Below are 17,478 nucleotides of genomic sequence, written 5' to 3'. Positions count from 1 at the left end.
GGTCGATCATCGTCCGCTCCGGCTATGGAGCCAGAAGCGGTGCCTCAAATGCGTGAACCATGACCCGAGCGTGCAGAACGGACCTTAGCGAACACCGATCGGATCGGCGCGCCGAGGTTGGTAAAGGTCCTAGGATTACCCGCACCCGCTTTGGGCTATGACATGGTGTGATGTGAAAAACATTCGTTTGGGCACCACCCATCAACACTATTCATTGTGCCGCAAATCACTATGCAAGGCTTTCGGCTATGACGCATGGGGCGCGGTCTCCCCGAGCTGCCATGCGCCGATACCGGCGCGAGCGCGCAACACCGATCCTTCGACCGCGAGCGAGGAGCAACCGTGCAGACACCATCGATCCATGTGGCCTCCCTACGGAAGGGTGAGCAGATCCACCGCAGCGAACTCGGCTCGCTCACCCGGCTCACCGCCGACAGCTTCCCGATCCTCAGCGGGCTCTCGATCAAACGCCTGACGCTCGCGCCCGGCGCGATCCGCGAACCGCACTGGCACGCCAACGCCACCGAACTCACCTATTGCACCGCGGGCCGGGCCCTGGTCTCGGTCTTGGACGACGGCAGCCGATTCTCCTCGTTCCTGGTGAGCGCGGGCGAGATGTTCCACATCGACTCCGGCGCGCTGCATCACGTGGAGAACGTCGGCGATACCGAGGCCGAGTTCATCCTCGCCTTCCGCCACGAACGACCGGAGGACTTCGGATTCAGCGCGAGCCTCGGCGCGATGACCGATTCGGTGCTCGGCAACACCTACGACCTGCCCGCCGAGGACTTCGCGAAGATCCGGCGCGACACCACAGCGAAACTCGTCGTGCGACGCGAGGGCGAGCCCGACATCCCGTGCACCGCCCGCTACGGCGATCCGCACCACTTCGCGATCGAGGCGATGCCCGCCCCGGTGGACTCGCCGGTCGGTTCCGCGCGCACCGCCCGCGCCCAGTTCTGGCCCGCATTGCGTGACATCTCGATGTACTCGCTGCGGGTGCGCGAAGACGGCATGCGTGAACCGCACTGGCATCCGGTGACCGCCGAAATGGGCTACGTCCATCGCGGCTCGGCGCGAATGACGATCATGGATCCGGACGGCACCTTGGACACCTACATCGTGCGCGAAGGCGAGGTGTACTTCGTCCCGCGCGCCTACCCGCACCACATCGAAGTCGTCGACTCCCCCGAGATCCACCTGCTGATCTTCTTCGACCAACCCACGCCCGCGGACATCGGCTACCGCGCCTCGATGAGCGCCTATTCCAGGAAAGTGCTCGCCGCGACGTTCGGCGTCGCCCTGGACGCTCTTCCCGACCTGCCCTTCACGCCGAGCGATCCGTTGATCGTCACGCGGAACAACGCACTCGTCCGGTAGTCGCGGCGCGGCGTCGACCGCCCGCGACGTCGACGCATTCGCTGCCAATTGATCGTCAGGTAATTTACCATCGAGTCAATTCAGCGGACGGAGCGCGGCGATGGCGACGAAATCGTGGTGGGGTTGGGGCAACCGGGAGGACGCGGTCACCGGGACCGAGCGGAAGGTCCTGACCGAACGCGTGGCGGCACTGCTGCCGAAAGCCGAGTTGACCGTGCACGAGGCGCCGGACCTGACGTCGTTGAGCGTGCCTCCGCCACGCGTCCGGGTGCCGGACGCGTTGACCCCCTTGGCCTCCGAAGACCTCGGCGACCGGGTCGCACACGGCCATGGGCAGGCATTCCGCGATGTGGTGCGCAATCTGCTCGGCCGCGTCGACCACGTACCCGACCAGGTGTTGCGGCCGCGGACCGAGCAGGACGTCCTCGACATCCTGGACTGGTGCGCGAGCGCGGGCGTCGCCGTGGTGCCGTTCGGCGGCGGAACGTCGGTGGTGGGTGGTGTCGAACTCCGCGGCGCCGACGCCTACGCCGGGTCGGTGTCGCTGGACACCGGCCGCCTGAGTCGGATCGTCGAACTCGACCGCACCAGCCGAGCCGCACGAATCCAAGCGGGCATACTCGGCCCAGCGCTGGAAGCGGCATTGCGGCCGGATGGTCTGACGCTGCGACACTTTCCGCAGTCGTTCGAGTTCTCCACGCTCGGCGGCTGGCTGGCCACCCGGGCGGGCGGGCACTACGCGACCGTCTACACCCACATCGACGACATGGTCGAATCGCTACGGGTGGTCACACCGGCCGGGATCAGCGAATCCCGCAGGCTGCCCGCGTCCGGCGCGGGTCCGTCACCCGATCGGATGTTCCTCGGCTCGGAGGGCATCCTCGGCGTCATCACCGAAGCGTGGATGCGCTTGCAGGATCGTCCGCGCTGGCGGTCCGGGGCGTCGGTGGTGTTCGGCGACTACAGCGCGGCCGTGGCCGCGACGCGCGCCATCGCCCAGTCCGCGTTGTATCCGGCGAACTGCCGGCTGCTGGATCCGGTGGAGGCGTTCATCAACGCGGGCACCAGCGCGACGGGCGGGGTGCTCGTCCTCGGCTTCGAGTCCGCCGACCATCCCGTCGACGAGCCGATGCGTCGTGCGGTGCAGATCTGCCGCGAGCACGGCGGCACGATTCCGGACGGGGTCCGCACCACCGATTCCGCCGAAGACTCGGCGCGCACGGGCGCGGCCGACGCGTGGCGCTCGGCGTTCCTCCGCATGCCCTACCAGCGCGACGCGCTCGCCGCCCAATCCATGATCGTCGAGACCTTCGAAACAGCCTGCACCTGGGACCGTTTCGAGGCCCTGCGAGCGGCGGTGCGGGAAGCGACCACGGACGCGTTCCGATCCGCCGGTGTGACCGGTGTTTCGACCTGCCGGTTCACCCATGTCTATCCGGACGGACCCGCGCCGTACTTCGGCATCTACGCCGCGGGCCGGTGGGGACGGACCGTCGAGCAATGGGACGAGATCAAGACGGCCGTGTCGGAGGCGCTGCACCGCAACGGCGCGACCATCACGCACCATCACGCCGTCGGCCGCGACCACCGCCCCTGGTACGACCGCCAGCGACCCGAACCTTTCGCCGCGGCGCTGCGCGCGGCCAAATCGGCACTCGATCCCGCGGGCATCCTCAATCCCGGTGTGCTGATCGACCCGGTCGTACACCGGGCCACCGGGGAGGACCGGTGAGCAGGCCGGGCACCAAGGGCGTGCCGCGCGAGCGGCGGGAAGAGCAGATCCTCGACATCGCCACCACCGAATTCGGCGAACGCGGCTACGCCAAGGCTTCGGTCGCCGAAATCGCCTCGGCCGCAGGCGTGTCCAAGCCGCTCGTGTACGCCTACTTCGGCTCCCGCGACGCACTGCACGCGGCTTGCGTGCACCGCGCCGGGAAGAGCTTGGTCGACGCGGTCGCGGCGGCCCAGTCCACGCATGGTGCGCACGACCGGGCGCTGGCGACACTGACCGGGATCTTCCACGCACTGGACGGACGCACCCAGAACTGGAAGATCGTCTACGACCCCACACTGCCACGTCCGGGTGCGGCCTTCGCGGTGGCCCGGCATTATCGGGATGCCTTGAACGGCATGGGCTCGGCAGGGGTATCGGAGATTCTGGCCGATGCCGGCATCTCCGATCCCGGCGATCACTCGCTGCTGCTGGCGCTGTGGTTCAGCATCGTGTCCACCACCATCTCGTGGTGGAGCGACCATCCCGACCACACGCCCGAGGACATGACCCAGCGCTGCCTGCGCCTGTTCACCACGGTCCGTGGAACGACCACTCGACGGACCTGATCGCGGTCGCCTTGCGTCGCAATGCAACACCTCGTCGCGGGCGACGCGTTGCGCGCGGAACAAGCGGACATGCGCCGCACGCCGGCGGGCGTGAGCGGCTGCCCACCCGCGACGTGCACGGCGCGACGGAAGATACCGACGACGACCGCGCGCCCGTCGGTGACGGAAGTTTCGCGCTCAGACGCTCGGGGTCAGTGCACGGAGAGGTTTGTCGAGTTCACGGCGGTAGAAGTCCAGGAAGCCGTCGGGGTCGGGACCGGCGTTCTGCATCACGAGATGGTCGAAGCCCGCATCGGTGTACTGCTGGGCGGCATCGAGATAGCGGGCCGGGTCCGGCCCGCAGGCGAAGTTGTCGAGGACGTCTTCGAGCCGGACGGTGGTGGTCGCCGCGGCGAAATTGACCGGGTTCGGCAACTCGCTCATCACCTTCCAGCCCGTCAGGGCCCAGCGGGTGGTATCGAGCACCGCCTTCGCCGCCGTTTCCTCGTCGGGCGCCCACGCCATGCCGACTTCCGCGTATCGGGGGCCCGCGCCGCCCGACGCGCGGTAGCGCTCGACGATTTCGGACTCGGGCTCGGTCGCGAACAGGCCGTCGCCGAGTTCCGCGGCGATGCAGGCCGCCTCCAGCCCACCGCTGGCGACGGCGATGGGCGGGAGGGTCTCGGGCAGATCGAAGACCCGTGCGTCGGAAAGGCTCAGGAATTCCCCGTCGTAGGAGTGATAGCCGCCGCTCCAGAGCAAGCGGATGATCTCGATGGCCTCGCGCAGCATGCGATGCCGGATGCGTACGGGCGGGAATTCCCGGCCGACGACATGCTCGTTGAGACGTTCACCAGAACCGACACCGAGGGTGAAGCGGTTGCCGGACAAGATCGCCAGAGTGGCTGCCGCCTGCGCGACGATCGCGGGGTGGTATCGCAGAATGGGGCAGGTCACTCCGGTCGCGAGCTCGATCCGCTCGGTCTTCGCCGCGATGGTTCCGAGCACTGTCCAGGCGAACGGTGAGTGCCCTTGGTTGTCCAGCCAAGGATGGAAGTGGTCACTGATCTCAACGAAGTCGAAACCCGCCTCTTCCGCCCGAACGGCTTGCCGGACAAGCTCGTTCGGACCGAATGCCTCGGCCGCCAGTTTGTACCCGATGCGCATCGCCACCTCCTGGTTCGACTGGGAGCGTCCGGCCACCGCGCGAACCGGCTCTTGGCGCGCGTACCCGGCATGCGGCGGTGAAAACGTCGCCGCGCCCCGGGCGGTGCCGGGGCAACGGGCTACCGCGTCATTCGGCCGACCGGCGACAAAGCGCTACCCGGTCGGTTCACTCACGAGTCGGCCAGTAACTGGCAGCGTGCCGGCCCTGCGGCACATAGGTGTTCTCGTCGTCGACTTCCGTGACACCCAGGTGCAGCAGTAGCAGCACCGTCACCAGGCTGATGCTCACGATCAGCGGGGTGAGCAACTGCGTCGCGCCGGCCCCGGAAGGTGCGTGCATGTGCTCGGCTTCGTGCACGTGCATCGCGAGCATGCCCGTGTAGTGCATGCCGGACACCGCGACACCCATGACCGCCGCCGCGCCGACGGTGACGAGCGTGCTGCGGGTGTGCAGCGTGAACCACAACGCGGCGGTCGCCGCGACGACGGCGATCACCATGGACAACGCGACGATCCGTCCGTCGTAGCCGATCATCGCGTCGGATTTCATGGCGTACATGCCCGCGTAGTGCATCGCGCCGACGCCCAGACCGGTCACCCCGCCGCCGGCCAGCAGTCCCACCGGTCCCAGCGCTCGCTGGTGTGCGATGCGCAGTCCGATCCACACCACCACCATGGCGATCACGGCGCTGAGCAGGGTGATCGGAACGTCGTACCGGATCGTCGCCCCCTCGATGGCGAAGCCGAGCATCGCGATGAAGTGCATGACCCAGATGCCGGTGCCGCCGATCGCGACCGCCGCGGCGATCAGCCAGCCGTCGCGTGCGGACCCGGTACGAGATCTGGCCACGCATCGAAGTCCCAGCAATGATCCGGTGAACGACATGACGTAGGCGACGATGGGCGTAAGCCATCCGTGACTGAAGTGGTCGATTTCCAGCACGCGACACTCCCTCGCTGGATAGATTCGAGCCATCGGCGACGCGAAGCCCGGATCTCACATAGTGAAACTGCAGGTAGATAGTTTAGAGTACTACTATCCTCTTTATAAACATAGGATGAGTTCCAAATAGCGGGAAGTGCGCTGGTAGGCCATCGAAGCGACGGCGCTTCGGCCCACAGCGCCACCTCCGCGCGTAAGGGCGCTCGACAGCTAGTATCTGGCTTCCACGTGACGGCAGCACGACCCGTATCCCACTCACCGGACCCGTGGCCGCCGGTACCGGTCATCCGGCATCCGGCATCCGGCATCCGGCATCCGGCATCCGGCATCCGGCATCCGGCATCCGAGCGGTAGCCGAACTTCGAAGGGCCGTATCGGTCAACCGGACTCCTGGTCGGATGCACGTGCGAATGCGATTTCGGCACGGCGGCCGAATTTTTCGGAAGCCGAGCGCGGGCACAATCGCAGTTAACGCCCAAGTCCGGACGCGACGGCCGGCCTCCGCCCCCGATGACCCACTCCGGCAGAGACCTTCACGCCCTCGTATCCCCCGGGATCGTCGTGGCGAGGCCAGCATGAACGCGACGATAGGGAACGCCGATTCCGGCGCTGCCGCGGCGGCGCAACGGAGCGAGTCCGGCCGGCGAGCACGCCCAATCGCGACTTCTGGCGAACTTTCAGCGTTTCTCCGTATATCTCACCTGGGTAACAGCGTATGGTCGCGCTATGCCGACAGCGACGTCGATCGACACCGGAGCCGAACACCTCGCCTGCTGGGTCACCGTCGTGGGGGAACGTCTACACCAGTTGCCGACAGCAAACCCGCATATCCTGCTCGCCCACGCGATGAGCGGGTTCCTCGCGATCGGACGGGCGAGCATGGCCCTGCTGACCACCTCCGCCAATCCGACCGACATCCGAGACCACGATCTCGTCTTCGAGATCACGGCCGACGCCGAACGCTGGCTCACCGACGCGGCGACCGAACCGATCGTCAACCAGGTCACCGACCGCGGCGAGCACATTCAGCGCTATCTCAGTCCCGCCGCGCTCGACACCGTCGCGAAAGCACGCCTGCGACGCTGCGCGCAGGCTACCGCGATTCATACCCGCGATCTGCTGACCGGGATCGACGCCGACCCGGCCGCGTCGGAGGAGATCCGCGATCTCGCCCGTGATCTCGCCGCGCGAGCGAACGTCATCGCCACCGTCTACGCCGACGACCCGCAGCAGCTGCTTTCGATGGCCCGGCAGGCGACTCGGTAGCCGACCACTCCGGGAGGTCCGCGAGTACGGGTCACGCCCGATACTCGGGTGCGGCACGCGACCAGCGGCGCGTTCACATCGAGGCCGCGATGATCGACAATGGTGACATGGCGACGGTGCTGCTCGGCGGCGACGTCATGCTGGGCCGGGGTGTCGACCAGATCCTGCCGCATCCCGGCGACCCGAGGCTGCGCGAACGGTACGTCAACGACGCACGAACCTACGTGGAGCTGGCCGAGCGCGCGCACGGCGAGTTCACTCATCCGGTCGGATACCGGCACTTGTGGGGTGATGTGCTGCCGCTGCTCGCCCAGCTCGACCCCGAGGTGCGGTTGCTCAACCTGGAGACGTCGATCACCGCCGACGGCGCGTTCGCTCCCGCGAAGGGCATTCATTACCGGATGCATCCGGACAACGTGCCCGCGTTGACCGCGATCGCACCGGTGGTCTGCGCGCTGGCCAACAATCACGTCCTCGATTTCGGAATTCCCGGGCTCGCCGACACCCTCGAAGCGCTCGACGCCGCGCATATCGACCGCGCCGGCGCGGGGGCCGACCTCGCGGGCGCCCGTGCCCCCGCCACGGTGGAACTCGCCGACGGCCGTCGCGTGGTGATCGTGTCGGTCGCCGCCGGATCCAGCGGTGTTCCGGAATCCTGGTCGGCACGGCGCGACCGGCCGGGCCTGTGGCGAGTGGGCTACTCCCCCGGCGCCACGGCGGCCGATGATGTCGCCGCCGAGGTGGCGGCGCACAAGCGGGACAACGACATCGGCATCGTTTCCGTGCATTGGGGGCCGAACTGGGGCTACGACGTGACGCGAACCGAAACACAGTTCGCACACCGATTGATCGACGCCGGAGTCGACGTGGTGCACGGGCACTCCGCGCATCATCCGCGTCCGATCGAGATCTACCGTGGCAAACCGATCCTCTACGGGTGCGGCGACGTCATCGACGACTACGAAGGCATCCGCGGCCACGAGCGGTACCACACCGATCTGCATCCGCTGTATCTCGTGGCGGTGGACCACGGTTCGGTGGAGGTCCGGCTGATTCCACTGCAGGTGCGGCACATGCGCCTGGAATGGGCCCCGCGCACGGAATCCCGTTGGCTCTGCGCCAAACTCGAAGACATCAGCCGCGGTTTCGGCACCCGCGTCGCGCCCGGAACCGACGACCTCCCCGTGGTGTTCAGTGGCGCACGACGGTGAGATGGCGGAGGAACCACGCTACCGCCGAGTCGGCGACTTGTTCGAGCGCACCGGGTTCCTCGAACAGGTGTGTCGCGCCGGGAACGATGTCCAGCTCACTCGGGCACGGCATCCGTAACTGCGCCTCCCGATTCATCTCCAGCACCCATCGATCGTTGCCACCCACGATGAGCAGTGTCGGTGCGCGGACCGAGCCCAACCGCGAACCGGCCAGATCCGGACGACCGCCACGGGAGACGACCGCCGCGATCTCGGTGCCCGGTTCGGTCGCCGCCCACAGTGCCGCGCCCGCGCCGGTGCTCGCCCCGAAATATCCGGTCGGCAGGCCACCGAGCTCCGGCCGCGTCCGCAGCCAGTGCGTCACCTCGACCAGCCGGTGAGCGAGCAACTGGATGTCGAACACGCGGGCGCGGTCGCCTTCCTCCTCGACGGTCAGCAGATCCACCAGCATCGTCGCGAATCCCGCCTGGTTGAGGACCTCGGCGACGAACCGGTTGCGCGGACTGCGCCTGCCGCTGCCGCTGCCATGGGCGAAGGCGATCAACGCGGTGCGCTCCGGCGGCACAGCCAGCACCCCGGCCAGTCGGGTGGACTCCGACGGCACGATGACCTCTTCTGTCCGCGTCGGGGACGGGTGTGCGGACGGCATCGAACACCTCCTGTTATCCGGCGTACCCGATCGAGTCGGTCGCACGCAAGGGGGGAAGGTCCTTCGTCCGCACAATGGGCGTGGCGCCGTCAGCGGAACGTCGCGCCGAGGTACTCGGTCAGATCGTCGATCGAGGACGCCCACCCCGCGTAACCGAGGTATCCGTCGGGACGCACGACATACGCGGCTGCGCCGGTGGCACCGTAGGCCTTCGCGAAATCGGCGTCACGGTCGCGGACGACCGGCAGCAGCGTATCGTCGACCCGCGCTCCGGGTGCGGCGAGCAGGTACACGTCCAGGTGCCGGTGCGCTCGGCGGCGCGCCGCTGCGGCAAGATCGGCCAGCGCCCCGATTTCGGTCCCGGCGCTGTCGTCGGCGTAGAGCAGGAGGGTGTGATCGGTCCGTCCGAACAGCGCGAACAGGCGGATCGGAAAGGTGACCGCGCCGCGGACCAACCCGGCGGCGTCGGGAGCGCGCAGTCCCGCCCGCAGACCCGGCCAGCGGTCGGCCGCGCGCGCCACGATCGGGCTGTCGCGGTAGTCGATCAGCAGTTGCGCCTCACGCCGGATGACGAAATCCAGGTCCGACTCCCCGGCCCCGATACCCTCCCGTGCACTGCGCACGGTGCGTCCGACCACTTCTTCGCCGACCGGCCTGCGCTCGGCGTCGTAGCTGACAGGCAGTTTCGGTGCACTGTCGCCGCTGACCGCCAGCGCGAGCTTCCACGCGAGATTGTGCGCGTCCTGAATGCCCGTGTTCATCCCCTGCGCGCCGGTGGGCGGATGAATATGCGCTGCGTCGCCTGCCACGAAAACCCGTCCGCGCGCGTAGGCATCGACGATGCGGTGACTGATCCGGAAGACCGACGACCACCGCAGTTTCGACGCGGTGACCGGCTCGGGAGCGAGGCGGTCGAGGGCGGCTTGGATATGGTGCAACCGCGGCGTGGGGCCGCCTTCGAATCCGTGCACGAGTTGGTCGGGGTTGGGCGTTTCCGCCGTGGTGAGTTCGTCGGGGACCAGCATCGACACTCGGTACCGGCCGCGTCCCGGCAACGGTATGCACACCAGCAGGTCATCGGTGACGCCTTCGGTGCGGTGCGTCGAGCGGATGACATAGCCGCGGGGCAGCGACCAGTCGAGTTCGACATCGCCGAGCATGTATTGCTCGGCGAACGCCGCTCCCCCGAAGGACAGACCCAGCCGCTTGCGGACGATGCTGTGCGCTCCGTCGCAGCCGATCAGGAACTGCGCGTCGACGGTGTGTTCGCCGTCGGCGTCGACGAGCACCGCGCGCACGCCGCTGTCGTCCTGCTCGAAGGTCGTCAGCCAGGTGGCGCGTTCGATCCGGGTGCCCGTCTCGGCCAATCGCTCCCGCAGGATTCGCTCGGTCACGTATTGCGGCAGCCCGATGAACCCGTAGGGGACGTCCGCAGGCAGCGTGAGTTCCGTCCTGGCCACCTCGGCGCCGTTCACGTACACCAGCTGGCCACGCAACTGGAGGGATGCGTCGAGCATCCGGCGCAGGACACCCAACCCTTCGAACACCTCGAGCGTTCGCGGTTGGATGCCCACGGCCTTCGCGTATCGGGGCGGCTCGGGCAGCGCGTCCACGATTCGGCAGGCGACACCGCGCCGGGCCAACTCGATTGCCGCGGTCAACCCGACCGGCCCAGCACCGGCAATGAGTACCTCTGTGCCGACCATGCGTTACCGCCTCGGACTGCGTACTCACACAGTGATTCGGGCGAGTCTACTCGGCCCCGCGGGGGTAGACGATCAGTCCGCGTCTTCGGATTCGGCGGACGGCTTCGACGTGACGACATTGATCCGCAACGGGAGGCGGAACAGGTTGCCCGATCGGTTGCGGACCCACTGGGTGACGGCGGCGACCGCCGAGCCCAGCGAAGTCACGCCCGCGAGCAGCGCCCACGGCGTGAGCGTCGCGGACGTGTAGGCGACCTGCCCGATACCGGGCACGACGAGTTTGCCGTTGCCGAACGCCCAGTTCATCAACGATCCGATCTGCCCGCCCAGATCCGTCTTGCGTCCGACCATCGCCTTCAGCTCGGGGCCCTTGCTGTTGATGTAGAGCACGGTGAACACCACGAACAGTGCGGCGACCAACGTGGCCAGCGTCGCCAGCCGATTCAGCGCCTCGATACGAAGGCGCAGGTTCACCACGATCGCGAAAAGCGCGATGACGATAGCGGCACAGGCGAGCAACGCCCAGAAGCCGGTGATCCGGGCGCCGGGAGGCGCCGATCGCGACCAGACGTTGAGGAACCGCGTGGTGATCTCCATCCGGCCGAACGCGTTGGTGCTGACCTTGCCATCGGCGCCCGCGGCGGTGAGCCATGGCTGGAACAGCAGCACGAGCGTCACCAGGCTTCCGACCGCGGCCCACACATAGCCCCAATATCCGCGCAGCGCGGCCAGAATTGCCTTCGCCGGCACGACGGCGCCGCTTCCCGCCCGGTCCTGCCGGGCAGACCGGTCGTCTCGCGTTTCGTCCGACTGCCAGGGCGTTGGCTGCACCATTACCTCAGTTTAGGGTCGCGGCACCGACCGAATTCGGGCCCAACTCACCAACAGTGGGAAGTCTCCATGCGGATGCGGCGGCGCGGCCCAACGGGCGGCCCCACCCCGCTACGAGGGCGTAACGATCACCGTTACCGAACGGCTCTCCCCCGCGCCGAACCAATCCACACAGCGCCTGCCGTGGCAACGCATCGGGCCGACGGCTATCACTCCACGACACGATCGGAGATAGCCAGGTCTCCATTGGGCAAAGGAGATTCGAACACATATCGAAGCACGTAATTCCGGTGATTGTGGGCAAAAAGAATCCGCCGGTAGGTTTTTCGCCCGGGTTGGCTGCCACTACCCCGGAAAAAGCGCCATCGGTGATCGTCCTGTTACGTAATGCCGGGGAACTTGACGTTTCCTTGCCTGGTGCTCACCGGACTATGGGTGAAGCATGAATCTCGTGAGTCAGAGTTAAGTTTCACTCGAGTCAAAGGATGCACAATGTCGACCAAAATCACGAAAATCGTCGCAGCGACCGCAATGGCCGTCTCCTTCGGCGTCATCGCGGCTCCCGCCGCTACCGCCGAAACGACGCCGTCCGGCGCCGCGACGCCGGTTTTCGGCTCGGTAGTCTTCTGCATACCGCTCGGCAGCGCCGTCTGGTGCATCTGAGAGCGCCTGTTGTGCGGCCCCGCCGCGTTCCGGCGGGGTCGCGCTTCTCGGCTGGAAGTCTTCTCCAGCTCCGATGATCGGCGGTGTGCGAGGCATCCCGCCCAGTGTCACGCGAACCGACATGAGGAAGGCAGATCGTCGCAGTCGCCGCCGCACGTGGATCGACCGTCGCGGCGGCACTGTCGTCATCGGACCTCCTTTGTGCCACACCCGCGATCGCCGTGTCGTCCACTGAGGCGCGATGCGGGTGGCAAGCCTGGGCGACTCGGCGCCGCAAGCAGCTCTTGACTTCAGGTCGACCTCAACTCGCAAGCTGAGCGCAGCACGAGGAGAGGTGACCATGACAACGTTCGGAGCGAAGCAGAGCCGCGGCTACGACCAGCGGGCTTCCCGGCTGCTCGGGGGCCTGTACCGCCGGATCGCCGCGGACGTCGACGCAATCGCGCAATCGGGGGCGTGTGTGCTCGACGTGGGGACCGGGCCGGGGGAATTATTGGCGCAGTTGGGTTCTCGGCGGCCGGATCTGCGGCTGCACGGCGTCGACCTGTCGCCGCACATGATCGACCTCGCCGACGCGAAGCTGTCCGGCGGCGCGGTGGAACTGTCGGTCGGTGACGTGGCCGCGCTTCCCTACCCCGACGACAGCTTCGATCTGGTCGTTTCGAGCCTGAGCATGCACGAGTGGCCGGAGGTCGACCGCGCGATAGCCGAGCTGGCGCGGGTATCGCGACCCGGCGGCGCCGTGGCGATCTACGACTTCTGTTTCCTGCGCTCGGCGGCCGCGCTCAGCGCGTTGCGCCGTTCGTTCGAGGCGGCGACCGTGCGGCGGGAAGCGGTACGTCCGCGGCGTCAGCCCATCGGGCTGTACACGCGGCTCACCGCCCGCGCCGCCTAGAGTGCGGATATGGCGGGCGACGACATGCCGATCGGTGAACTCGCGGCGCGGTTCGGTCTGGCCACCCATGTGCTGCGGCACTGGGAGGATGCCGGATTGCTCGCGCCGCGGCGGGACGGGGCGGGCCGTCGCCGCTACCGCGACGGCGATGCGGAAACCGTGGCGATGATCCTGATCGGCAAGCAGGTGGGTTTGTCGCTGGAGGAACTCGCCACGCTCTTCGCCGAGGCGTCCGACCGCTCCGCTCGCCGCGACTTGCTGCGTGCCCACCGCGACCAGCTCGTCAGCCGGATCGCGCAGTCCACCGCGGCGCTGGAGACCATTACGCACGCTCTCGACTGCGCCGCCGCGGACTTCCGTGAGTGCCCGCACTTCCAGGCCAAGGTCGCCGACGCGCTCGCGCTGGTCACGAACCGGTCAAGGCCATGAGGTAAATCGTTATGGCGCATGGAATTCCGTCCTGACGGCGTAGTTTGCCGCCGTGCGGGCCCGGCGCGGTGAATCGGCGGCGACAGGGGGTGCTGCGCCGCTTTTCTGGGATTAGGATCGAGTCCTGCGAACTCGGACACAGCAGCCAGTAACACTTCGACTCGATAGAGGTGCCCCGTGAGCAGGACGATTCGAATTCCCGCGGTGGAACTCGCCGATCATGTCGGCGAATCCATCGTCGGGTACGGCACCCTCACCCAAGCAGGAGTGGTCCAGCCGGGCGGCGACCTCGTGGTCGCGGTCTTCGGCGTCGAGACCAACCGGCGCGAAAAGTCTTTCACGCCGGGTCAATTGGTCGAATTGGAGGTTACCGACTGACCGCGGCGGCCGGATTCGGATGCGCCGGCCGACCGATTCAACCGATCAGCGCATTCATGATCGTCCCCGCGCTGGTGGCGATGACGCCGCCGAGCATTCCGCCCGCGACCATTTTCGCCGACGCGAGCGGACCGCCGTTCCATTTTTCCCAGGCGAATCTTCCACCCGCATAGGCGATCCCGGTGACTCCGGAGAGAATCACGAACCACGTGAAATACCGGAACAGCTGGAGAATTTTTTCCGAGTTCGGGGGGGCTTCGGGGACCGGGTCGTCCACCTGAGCCAGAAGAAATGCTTCGACTGCCGTATGGATCGTCATTGATCTGTCTCCGTCGCGTTTCCACAGGACAAGTTATACGCAATCGCTATGACGTTCGAAGTATCGCGATCCCGGAGGCTCGCGTCAACCCCTCACCGGCCGAGGCCACCGCAACGCCGGTGTTCCCGCGCGCGAAGCCGTGTCGAACCGCCGTGGACGGGTAGTGCGTGCATGTGAGCTACGACGGTGACGGCACGGCGGACGGTGACCTCGACCCGGTAGCCGCGCGGGCGGTGATCGAACAAGCCAAAGGCGCGGTCATGCTGGTCTATGGCCTCGACGCCGACGAAGCGTTCGCCATCCTGCGCGTGCGGTCGCAGGAAACCAACACCAAATTGCGCGTTCTCGCCGCCAATGTGGCCGCCGAGCTACCGTCGGTCGGCATGCCCGCCCTGACCAGCGAACTGCGCAGCCGGGTCGACCGGCTGCTGTCGACCGCGCACGAGCACGGCCGTTGAGCGCCGCTGCGGCCTATCGCTTCTGGGCGACGGCGAAGACTCGCCGGAAGGGCAGCCAAGTGGTGCCGTCGGCGCGTCGAGGGTAGGCGTTGCGCAACAGTGGGGCGAGTTGCGCTGTGAATTCCCGCCACTGCGCGTCATCGAGGGCCCCGCGCACGGGCCGCAACGCCGTGCCGGCGACCCACTCGAGCACCGGATCTTCTCCGCTCAAGCGTTGCAGGTACGTCGTCTCCCAGGCATCGACCGCCCCACCCGCGGCGGCGAGCAGGTCGGCGTATCCGGCGGGATCGAGCACCGCCCTCGGCTCGAGGATGCCCGCTCGTCCGAGGCTGTCGCGCCAATCGTCGCGAGCGGCCACCTGGCGGATCGCCCGGTGCGAGGCCGCGTCGAAATTTCCGGGCACCTGCACGGCCAGAAACGCGCCCGTTGGAAGCTCTCGCATCCACCGAGCCAGCAAGTCCGGATGCCCGGGCACCCATTGGAGGACGGCGTTGCAGACCACGACATCGGTCTCCGCGCTCGGCCGCCATTCCTGTACCGCCCCGAGCGTCGCATCGATGCCACGATCTCGCGCGGCCGCGACCATCTCCGGCGACGAGTCGAGCGCTCGCACGATCGCGCCCGGCCAGCGCCGCGCGAGGACCGCCGTGAGATGCCCGGGACCGCAGCCCAGGTCCACCACCACCCGCGGTTCGGCCGCGGCGACCCGGCTCAGCAGGTCGAAGAACGGGCGGGACCGGTGATCGTCGAAGGCGAGGTACTGCTGAGGATCCCACATAGGCCACTCCGAGGCTCGCTACCAAACCGTACGTACGTACTGTACGCCTGCCTCGCGCTCAGAAGAAGGTCCCCGAGAACGGCAACGAGTCGGTGGCGAACAGCGCGTCCGCGTCCGCGACCGCACCGGGACGATCTTCGTCGACACGTCCCGCGAAAGCCAGTTCGCGCCATGTCGTTCCGCCCAGATAGACCGCCGCGAGATCGGAGATACTCGTGGTGAGATCCGGGTTCTCCCGAACTCGTCGCACGCCGTCGACAGCGATCCGGTAGCGGCCGGAGTTCGCCGTCAGGATCGGGTCCCGCACTTCCACCACGACCGCGGCGGCCTGGCGATAGGTGCGCCGCGCCAGCGCGTGCCCGACATCGACCAGGCGCAACCACGTCTCGTCCCTGGTCGACAGCACGCGCACCGCGCGTTCGTCGGTGAGCAGGTGGCGCAGCGGACTGTCCAGGGCGAGGAACGGGAACACGAACGTATCGACCAGGTCGATCGACATCAGCCCGCGGATCAGCCCGCGATACGCCGCGGGCGTCGTCGCGACGAAATCGTTGATCACCACCTGCTTTTCCGGCCGGGACAGCCAGCTCCTCGGATCGACCGGCTGGTAGCGGACGAACCCGTCCTCGGCGCCGGCCGGGCCGTGGACCAGGCAGTAGTTCGGCTCCGTGCTCAGCAATTCCTGCAACCGCCACCAGTATTCGGGCCGATCGACAGCGCCGGTCCAGGCGACGTCGGCCGTCGCGTAGATCTGCGGCAGCAGTTTCCACGCCGCGGCGCCGTCGATGAAACGCACCGGACCGGACGCCGCCACCGTGTCACGCAGCCGGGCCCGACGGCGCTGCAACTCCACCCGCGCGAACGAGCTGGCGATGCCGTAGCCGAACCGTTCGTAGATCGCACCCTCCGACGCACGCAACGTGGCGACCGCTTCGCCGCGTTCGGCGATGTCGGCGAGCTGACGGTGCAGCAACGCGGTGAGCGCCCCGCGGCGGGTGTGGGTCGGCAGCACTCCGACGTGGGTGACCGCCGCGTGCGGCAGGCGCGCGCCGCCGGGAACGACCAGCCTGCTGGTGTACGACTCCGCGGTACCGATCAGTTCGCCATCGATGTAGGCGCCGAGCGTGCGACCGGGCTCCGACAGCTCCGCGGTAGGGGTCAGCGGCGGCAAGCCCACCATGGCCGTGCGGAAAAGGGCGTTGGCGGAACGGATGTCGTCCTCGGCGAGGAGGGTCTGCACAGCGACGGTCACGACTCGATCCTGCCCGAGCCGCCATCGGGCGCTGACCTGCCGGCACGCCCCGGCGGAAAATCAGTCGGCATCACGGTTTCGTAACGGGCTGCGGTGGGTATTACATAGCAATGACGGATCACCGACCAACCCGCATCGCCGGTGTGGAACCGGGAACCGGCGCGCTAGCTTTGACCACGTGCCTTGCCTTTTCGATCGGCATCGCCGCGCTCACCCAATCGGCGTTCACCACGCTCGTGGCCTGTGTGAGCATCGTGGCGGGGCTCACACTCGTGCTGAACATCCTGCCGCGCAAGGCTTGACCGCGCGGACCTTGCCTCGCACGCCGAATCCTGGTGGCATCTACCCGGTATCGACCTCAATCGGGAGGCAGGCATGCTGTCGTTGCAGGAGATTTCGGATCGACTCGAGATCGAAGACCTGATGGTGCGGTATTCGCACGCGGTCGACACTCGACAGTGGGACCTGCTGGACGAGGTGTTCACCCCGGACGCGCACATCGACTACTCGGCCATGGGCGGATCGGTGGGCGATCTGGCGGCGACGAAGCAATTCCTGGCCGCCGTCCTGCCCAACTTCCCGGCCTTCCAACACCTGATCAGCAACTCGTCCATCCGGGTCGACGGTGACACCGCCACCGGGCGGACGATGTGTCACAACCCGATGCTCGTGTCCGGCGGCGACGGACCGCCGACGATGATGCTGTGCGGTCTCTGGTACCACGACGCGTTCGTCCGCGTGGACGGACAGTGGCGGATCAAGCAGCGCGTCGAGGAGAAGAGCTTCCTCTTCGTCGCGCCGTCCGCTCCCGGCATGGGCTGACGCGACGGAGAC

At 67.5% G+C, this 17,478-nt stretch carries 19 protein-coding genes and 1 pseudogene; 12 read left to right on the top strand and 8 right to left on the bottom strand.

The annotated features are described in order from the left end of the window. Positions 1–342 precede the first annotated feature (342 nt). The 3 genes from AB0L97_RS21935 (at position 343) to AB0L97_RS21925 (ending at position 3,720) form a co-directional block, all read left to right on the top strand. Positions 343–1,380: a cupin domain-containing protein gene (locus tag AB0L97_RS21935; RefSeq protein ID WP_355075326.1), complete on the top strand. Its 1,038-nt coding sequence runs from the start codon at positions 343–345 to the stop codon at positions 1,378–1,380. Between the two features lie 100 nt (positions 1,381–1,480). Continuing rightward, entirely contained in the window at positions 1,481–3,112 is a 1,632-nt protein-coding gene (locus tag AB0L97_RS21930; RefSeq protein WP_364432359.1) for an FAD-binding oxidoreductase, read from the top strand. After that, entirely contained in the window at positions 3,109–3,720 is a 612-nt protein-coding gene (locus AB0L97_RS21925) for a TetR/AcrR family transcriptional regulator (protein ID WP_364432356.1), read from the top strand. The genes AB0L97_RS21930 and AB0L97_RS21925 overlap by 4 nt, the downstream gene beginning before the upstream one ends. Before the next feature lie 177 nt (positions 3,721–3,897). On the opposite strand, the gene AB0L97_RS21920 is transcribed toward AB0L97_RS21925, so the two are convergent. Both AB0L97_RS21920 and AB0L97_RS21915 read right to left on the bottom strand, forming a co-directional pair. Beyond that, positions 3,898–4,866: a TIGR03557 family F420-dependent LLM class oxidoreductase gene (locus AB0L97_RS21920; protein WP_355075320.1), complete on the bottom strand. Its 969-nt coding sequence runs from the start codon at positions 4,864–4,866 to the stop codon at positions 3,898–3,900. 166 nt (positions 4,867–5,032) lie between these two features. After that, positions 5,033–5,809, bottom strand: a complete 777-nt coding sequence (locus AB0L97_RS21915; protein ID WP_355075318.1) for an MHYT domain-containing protein — start codon at positions 5,807–5,809, stop codon at positions 5,033–5,035. Positions 5,810–6,535: 726 nt separating this feature from the next. Between AB0L97_RS21915 and AB0L97_RS21910 the strand changes: the two genes are divergently transcribed. Both AB0L97_RS21910 and AB0L97_RS21905 read left to right on the top strand, forming a co-directional pair. Continuing rightward, positions 6,536–7,075: a hypothetical protein gene (locus AB0L97_RS21910; protein WP_355075316.1), complete on the top strand. Its 540-nt coding sequence runs from the start codon at positions 6,536–6,538 to the stop codon at positions 7,073–7,075. 89 nt (positions 7,076–7,164) lie between these two features. Further along, positions 7,165–8,286, top strand: coding sequence for a CapA family protein (locus AB0L97_RS21905; protein ID WP_364432351.1), 1,122 nt, complete (start codon positions 7,165–7,167; stop codon positions 8,284–8,286). Here AB0L97_RS21905 and AB0L97_RS21900 read toward each other — a convergent pair. The 3 genes and pseudogenes from AB0L97_RS21900 to AB0L97_RS21890 form a co-directional block, all read right to left on the bottom strand. Beyond that, positions 8,267–8,869, bottom strand: a pseudogene (locus AB0L97_RS21900) (phosphoribosyltransferase); the annotation flags it as partial. The gene AB0L97_RS21905 and the pseudogene AB0L97_RS21900 overlap by 20 nt on opposite strands. Positions 8,870–9,024: 155 nt before the next feature. Further along, a complete protein-coding gene (locus AB0L97_RS21895; protein ID WP_364432348.1) occupies positions 9,025–10,641 on the bottom strand; it encodes an FAD-dependent monooxygenase in 1,617 nt (538 codons plus the stop codon). 72 nt (positions 10,642–10,713) lie between these two features. Beyond that, the gene (locus AB0L97_RS21890; RefSeq protein WP_355075310.1) at positions 10,714–11,475 is read right to left on the bottom strand and encodes a hypothetical protein; all 762 of its coding nucleotides are present in this window, start codon (positions 11,473–11,475) and stop codon (positions 10,714–10,716) included. A gap of 489 nt (positions 11,476–11,964) precedes the next feature. On the opposite strand from AB0L97_RS21890, the gene AB0L97_RS21885 reads away from it, so the two are divergent. The 4 genes from AB0L97_RS21885 to AB0L97_RS21870 all read left to right on the top strand — a co-directional run bounded on the left by AB0L97_RS21885 (position 11,965) and on the right by AB0L97_RS21870 (position 13,837). Then, positions 11,965–12,135: a hypothetical protein gene (locus AB0L97_RS21885; protein ID WP_355075308.1), complete on the top strand. Its 171-nt coding sequence runs from the start codon at positions 11,965–11,967 to the stop codon at positions 12,133–12,135. 340 nt (positions 12,136–12,475) lie between these two features. Next, positions 12,476–13,030, top strand: a complete 555-nt coding sequence (locus AB0L97_RS21880; protein WP_364432343.1) for a class I SAM-dependent methyltransferase — start codon at positions 12,476–12,478, stop codon at positions 13,028–13,030. Positions 13,031–13,039: 9 nt separating this feature from the next. Next, the gene (locus AB0L97_RS21875) at positions 13,040–13,459 is read left to right on the top strand and encodes a MerR family transcriptional regulator (RefSeq protein ID WP_355075304.1); all 420 of its coding nucleotides are present in this window, start codon (positions 13,040–13,042) and stop codon (positions 13,457–13,459) included. A gap of 177 nt (positions 13,460–13,636) precedes the next feature. Beyond that, a complete protein-coding gene (locus AB0L97_RS21870; RefSeq protein WP_157170965.1) occupies positions 13,637–13,837 on the top strand; it encodes a hypothetical protein in 201 nt (66 codons plus the stop codon). Between the two features lie 37 nt (positions 13,838–13,874). On the opposite strand, the gene AB0L97_RS21865 is transcribed toward AB0L97_RS21870, so the two are convergent. Further along, positions 13,875–14,156 (bottom strand): hypothetical protein, encoded by a 282-nt coding sequence (locus AB0L97_RS21865; protein WP_355075301.1) that lies wholly within the window; start codon positions 14,154–14,156, stop codon positions 13,875–13,877. Between the two features lie 173 nt (positions 14,157–14,329). On the opposite strand from AB0L97_RS21865, the gene AB0L97_RS21860 reads away from it, so the two are divergent. Then, entirely contained in the window at positions 14,330–14,614 is a 285-nt protein-coding gene (locus AB0L97_RS21860) for an ANTAR domain-containing protein (RefSeq protein WP_355075299.1), read from the top strand. A gap of 13 nt (positions 14,615–14,627) precedes the next feature. Here the strand turns inward: AB0L97_RS21860 and AB0L97_RS21855 are convergent, their stop codons facing one another. Further along, complete coding sequence (locus AB0L97_RS21855) at positions 14,628–15,392, bottom strand: trans-aconitate 2-methyltransferase (protein ID WP_364432338.1); 765 nt, start codon at positions 15,390–15,392, stop codon at positions 14,628–14,630. Between the two features lie 58 nt (positions 15,393–15,450). After that, the gene (locus AB0L97_RS21850) at positions 15,451–16,644 is read right to left on the bottom strand and encodes a GNAT family N-acetyltransferase (protein ID WP_364432336.1); all 1,194 of its coding nucleotides are present in this window, start codon (positions 16,642–16,644) and stop codon (positions 15,451–15,453) included. A gap of 110 nt (positions 16,645–16,754) precedes the next feature. Between AB0L97_RS21850 and AB0L97_RS21845 the strand changes: the two genes are divergently transcribed. Both AB0L97_RS21845 and AB0L97_RS21840 read left to right on the top strand, forming a co-directional pair. Then, positions 16,755–16,946: a hypothetical protein gene (locus AB0L97_RS21845; protein ID WP_355075296.1), complete on the top strand. Its 192-nt coding sequence runs from the start codon at positions 16,755–16,757 to the stop codon at positions 16,944–16,946. A 73-nt stretch (positions 16,947–17,019) separates the two neighbouring features. Beyond that, complete coding sequence (locus AB0L97_RS21840) at positions 17,020–17,466, top strand: nuclear transport factor 2 family protein (RefSeq protein ID WP_364432333.1); 447 nt, start codon at positions 17,020–17,022, stop codon at positions 17,464–17,466. Positions 17,467–17,478 lie beyond the last annotated feature (12 nt).

Source organism: Nocardia sp. NPDC051911, from assembly GCF_040681035.1.
Lineage (GTDB): Bacteria > Actinomycetota > Actinomycetes > Mycobacteriales > Mycobacteriaceae > Nocardia > Nocardia sichangensis.
The sequence above is the reverse complement of the archived record's forward strand: the minus strand, read 5'-3'. Positions and strand labels throughout refer to the sequence as shown.

What these genes read in the sequence shown, in the direction of transcription:
- AB0L97_RS21845 (WP_355075296.1), top strand. Translation starts at nt 16,755, where the DNA reads ATGACGGATCACCGACCAACCCGCATCGCCGGTGTGGAACCGGGAACC.
- AB0L97_RS21855 (WP_364432338.1), bottom strand. Translation starts at nt 15,392, where the DNA reads ATGTGGGATCCTCAGCAGTACCTCGCCTTCGACGATCACCGGTCCCGC.
- AB0L97_RS21840 (WP_364432333.1), top strand. Translation starts at nt 17,020, where the DNA reads ATGCTGTCGTTGCAGGAGATTTCGGATCGACTCGAGATCGAAGACCTG.
- AB0L97_RS21885 (WP_355075308.1), top strand. Translation starts at nt 11,965, where the DNA reads ATGTCGACCAAAATCACGAAAATCGTCGCAGCGACCGCAATGGCCGTC.
- AB0L97_RS21910 (WP_355075316.1), top strand. Translation starts at nt 6,536, where the DNA reads ATGCCGACAGCGACGTCGATCGACACCGGAGCCGAACACCTCGCCTGC.
- AB0L97_RS21905 (WP_364432351.1), top strand. Translation starts at nt 7,165, where the DNA reads ATGATCGACAATGGTGACATGGCGACGGTGCTGCTCGGCGGCGACGTC.
- AB0L97_RS21930 (WP_364432359.1), top strand. Translation starts at nt 1,481, where the DNA reads ATGGCGACGAAATCGTGGTGGGGTTGGGGCAACCGGGAGGACGCGGTC.
- AB0L97_RS21920 (WP_355075320.1), bottom strand. Translation starts at nt 4,866, where the DNA reads ATGCGCATCGGGTACAAACTGGCGGCCGAGGCATTCGGTCCGAACGAG.
- AB0L97_RS21895 (WP_364432348.1), bottom strand. Translation starts at nt 10,641, where the DNA reads ATGGTCGGCACAGAGGTACTCATTGCCGGTGCTGGGCCGGTCGGGTTG.
- AB0L97_RS21875 (WP_355075304.1), top strand. Translation starts at nt 13,040, where the DNA reads ATGGCGGGCGACGACATGCCGATCGGTGAACTCGCGGCGCGGTTCGGT.
- AB0L97_RS21880 (WP_364432343.1), top strand. Translation starts at nt 12,476, where the DNA reads ATGACAACGTTCGGAGCGAAGCAGAGCCGCGGCTACGACCAGCGGGCT.
- AB0L97_RS21865 (WP_355075301.1), bottom strand. Translation starts at nt 14,156, where the DNA reads ATGACGATCCATACGGCAGTCGAAGCATTTCTTCTGGCTCAGGTGGAC.
- AB0L97_RS21890 (WP_355075310.1), bottom strand. Translation starts at nt 11,475, where the DNA reads ATGGTGCAGCCAACGCCCTGGCAGTCGGACGAAACGCGAGACGACCGG.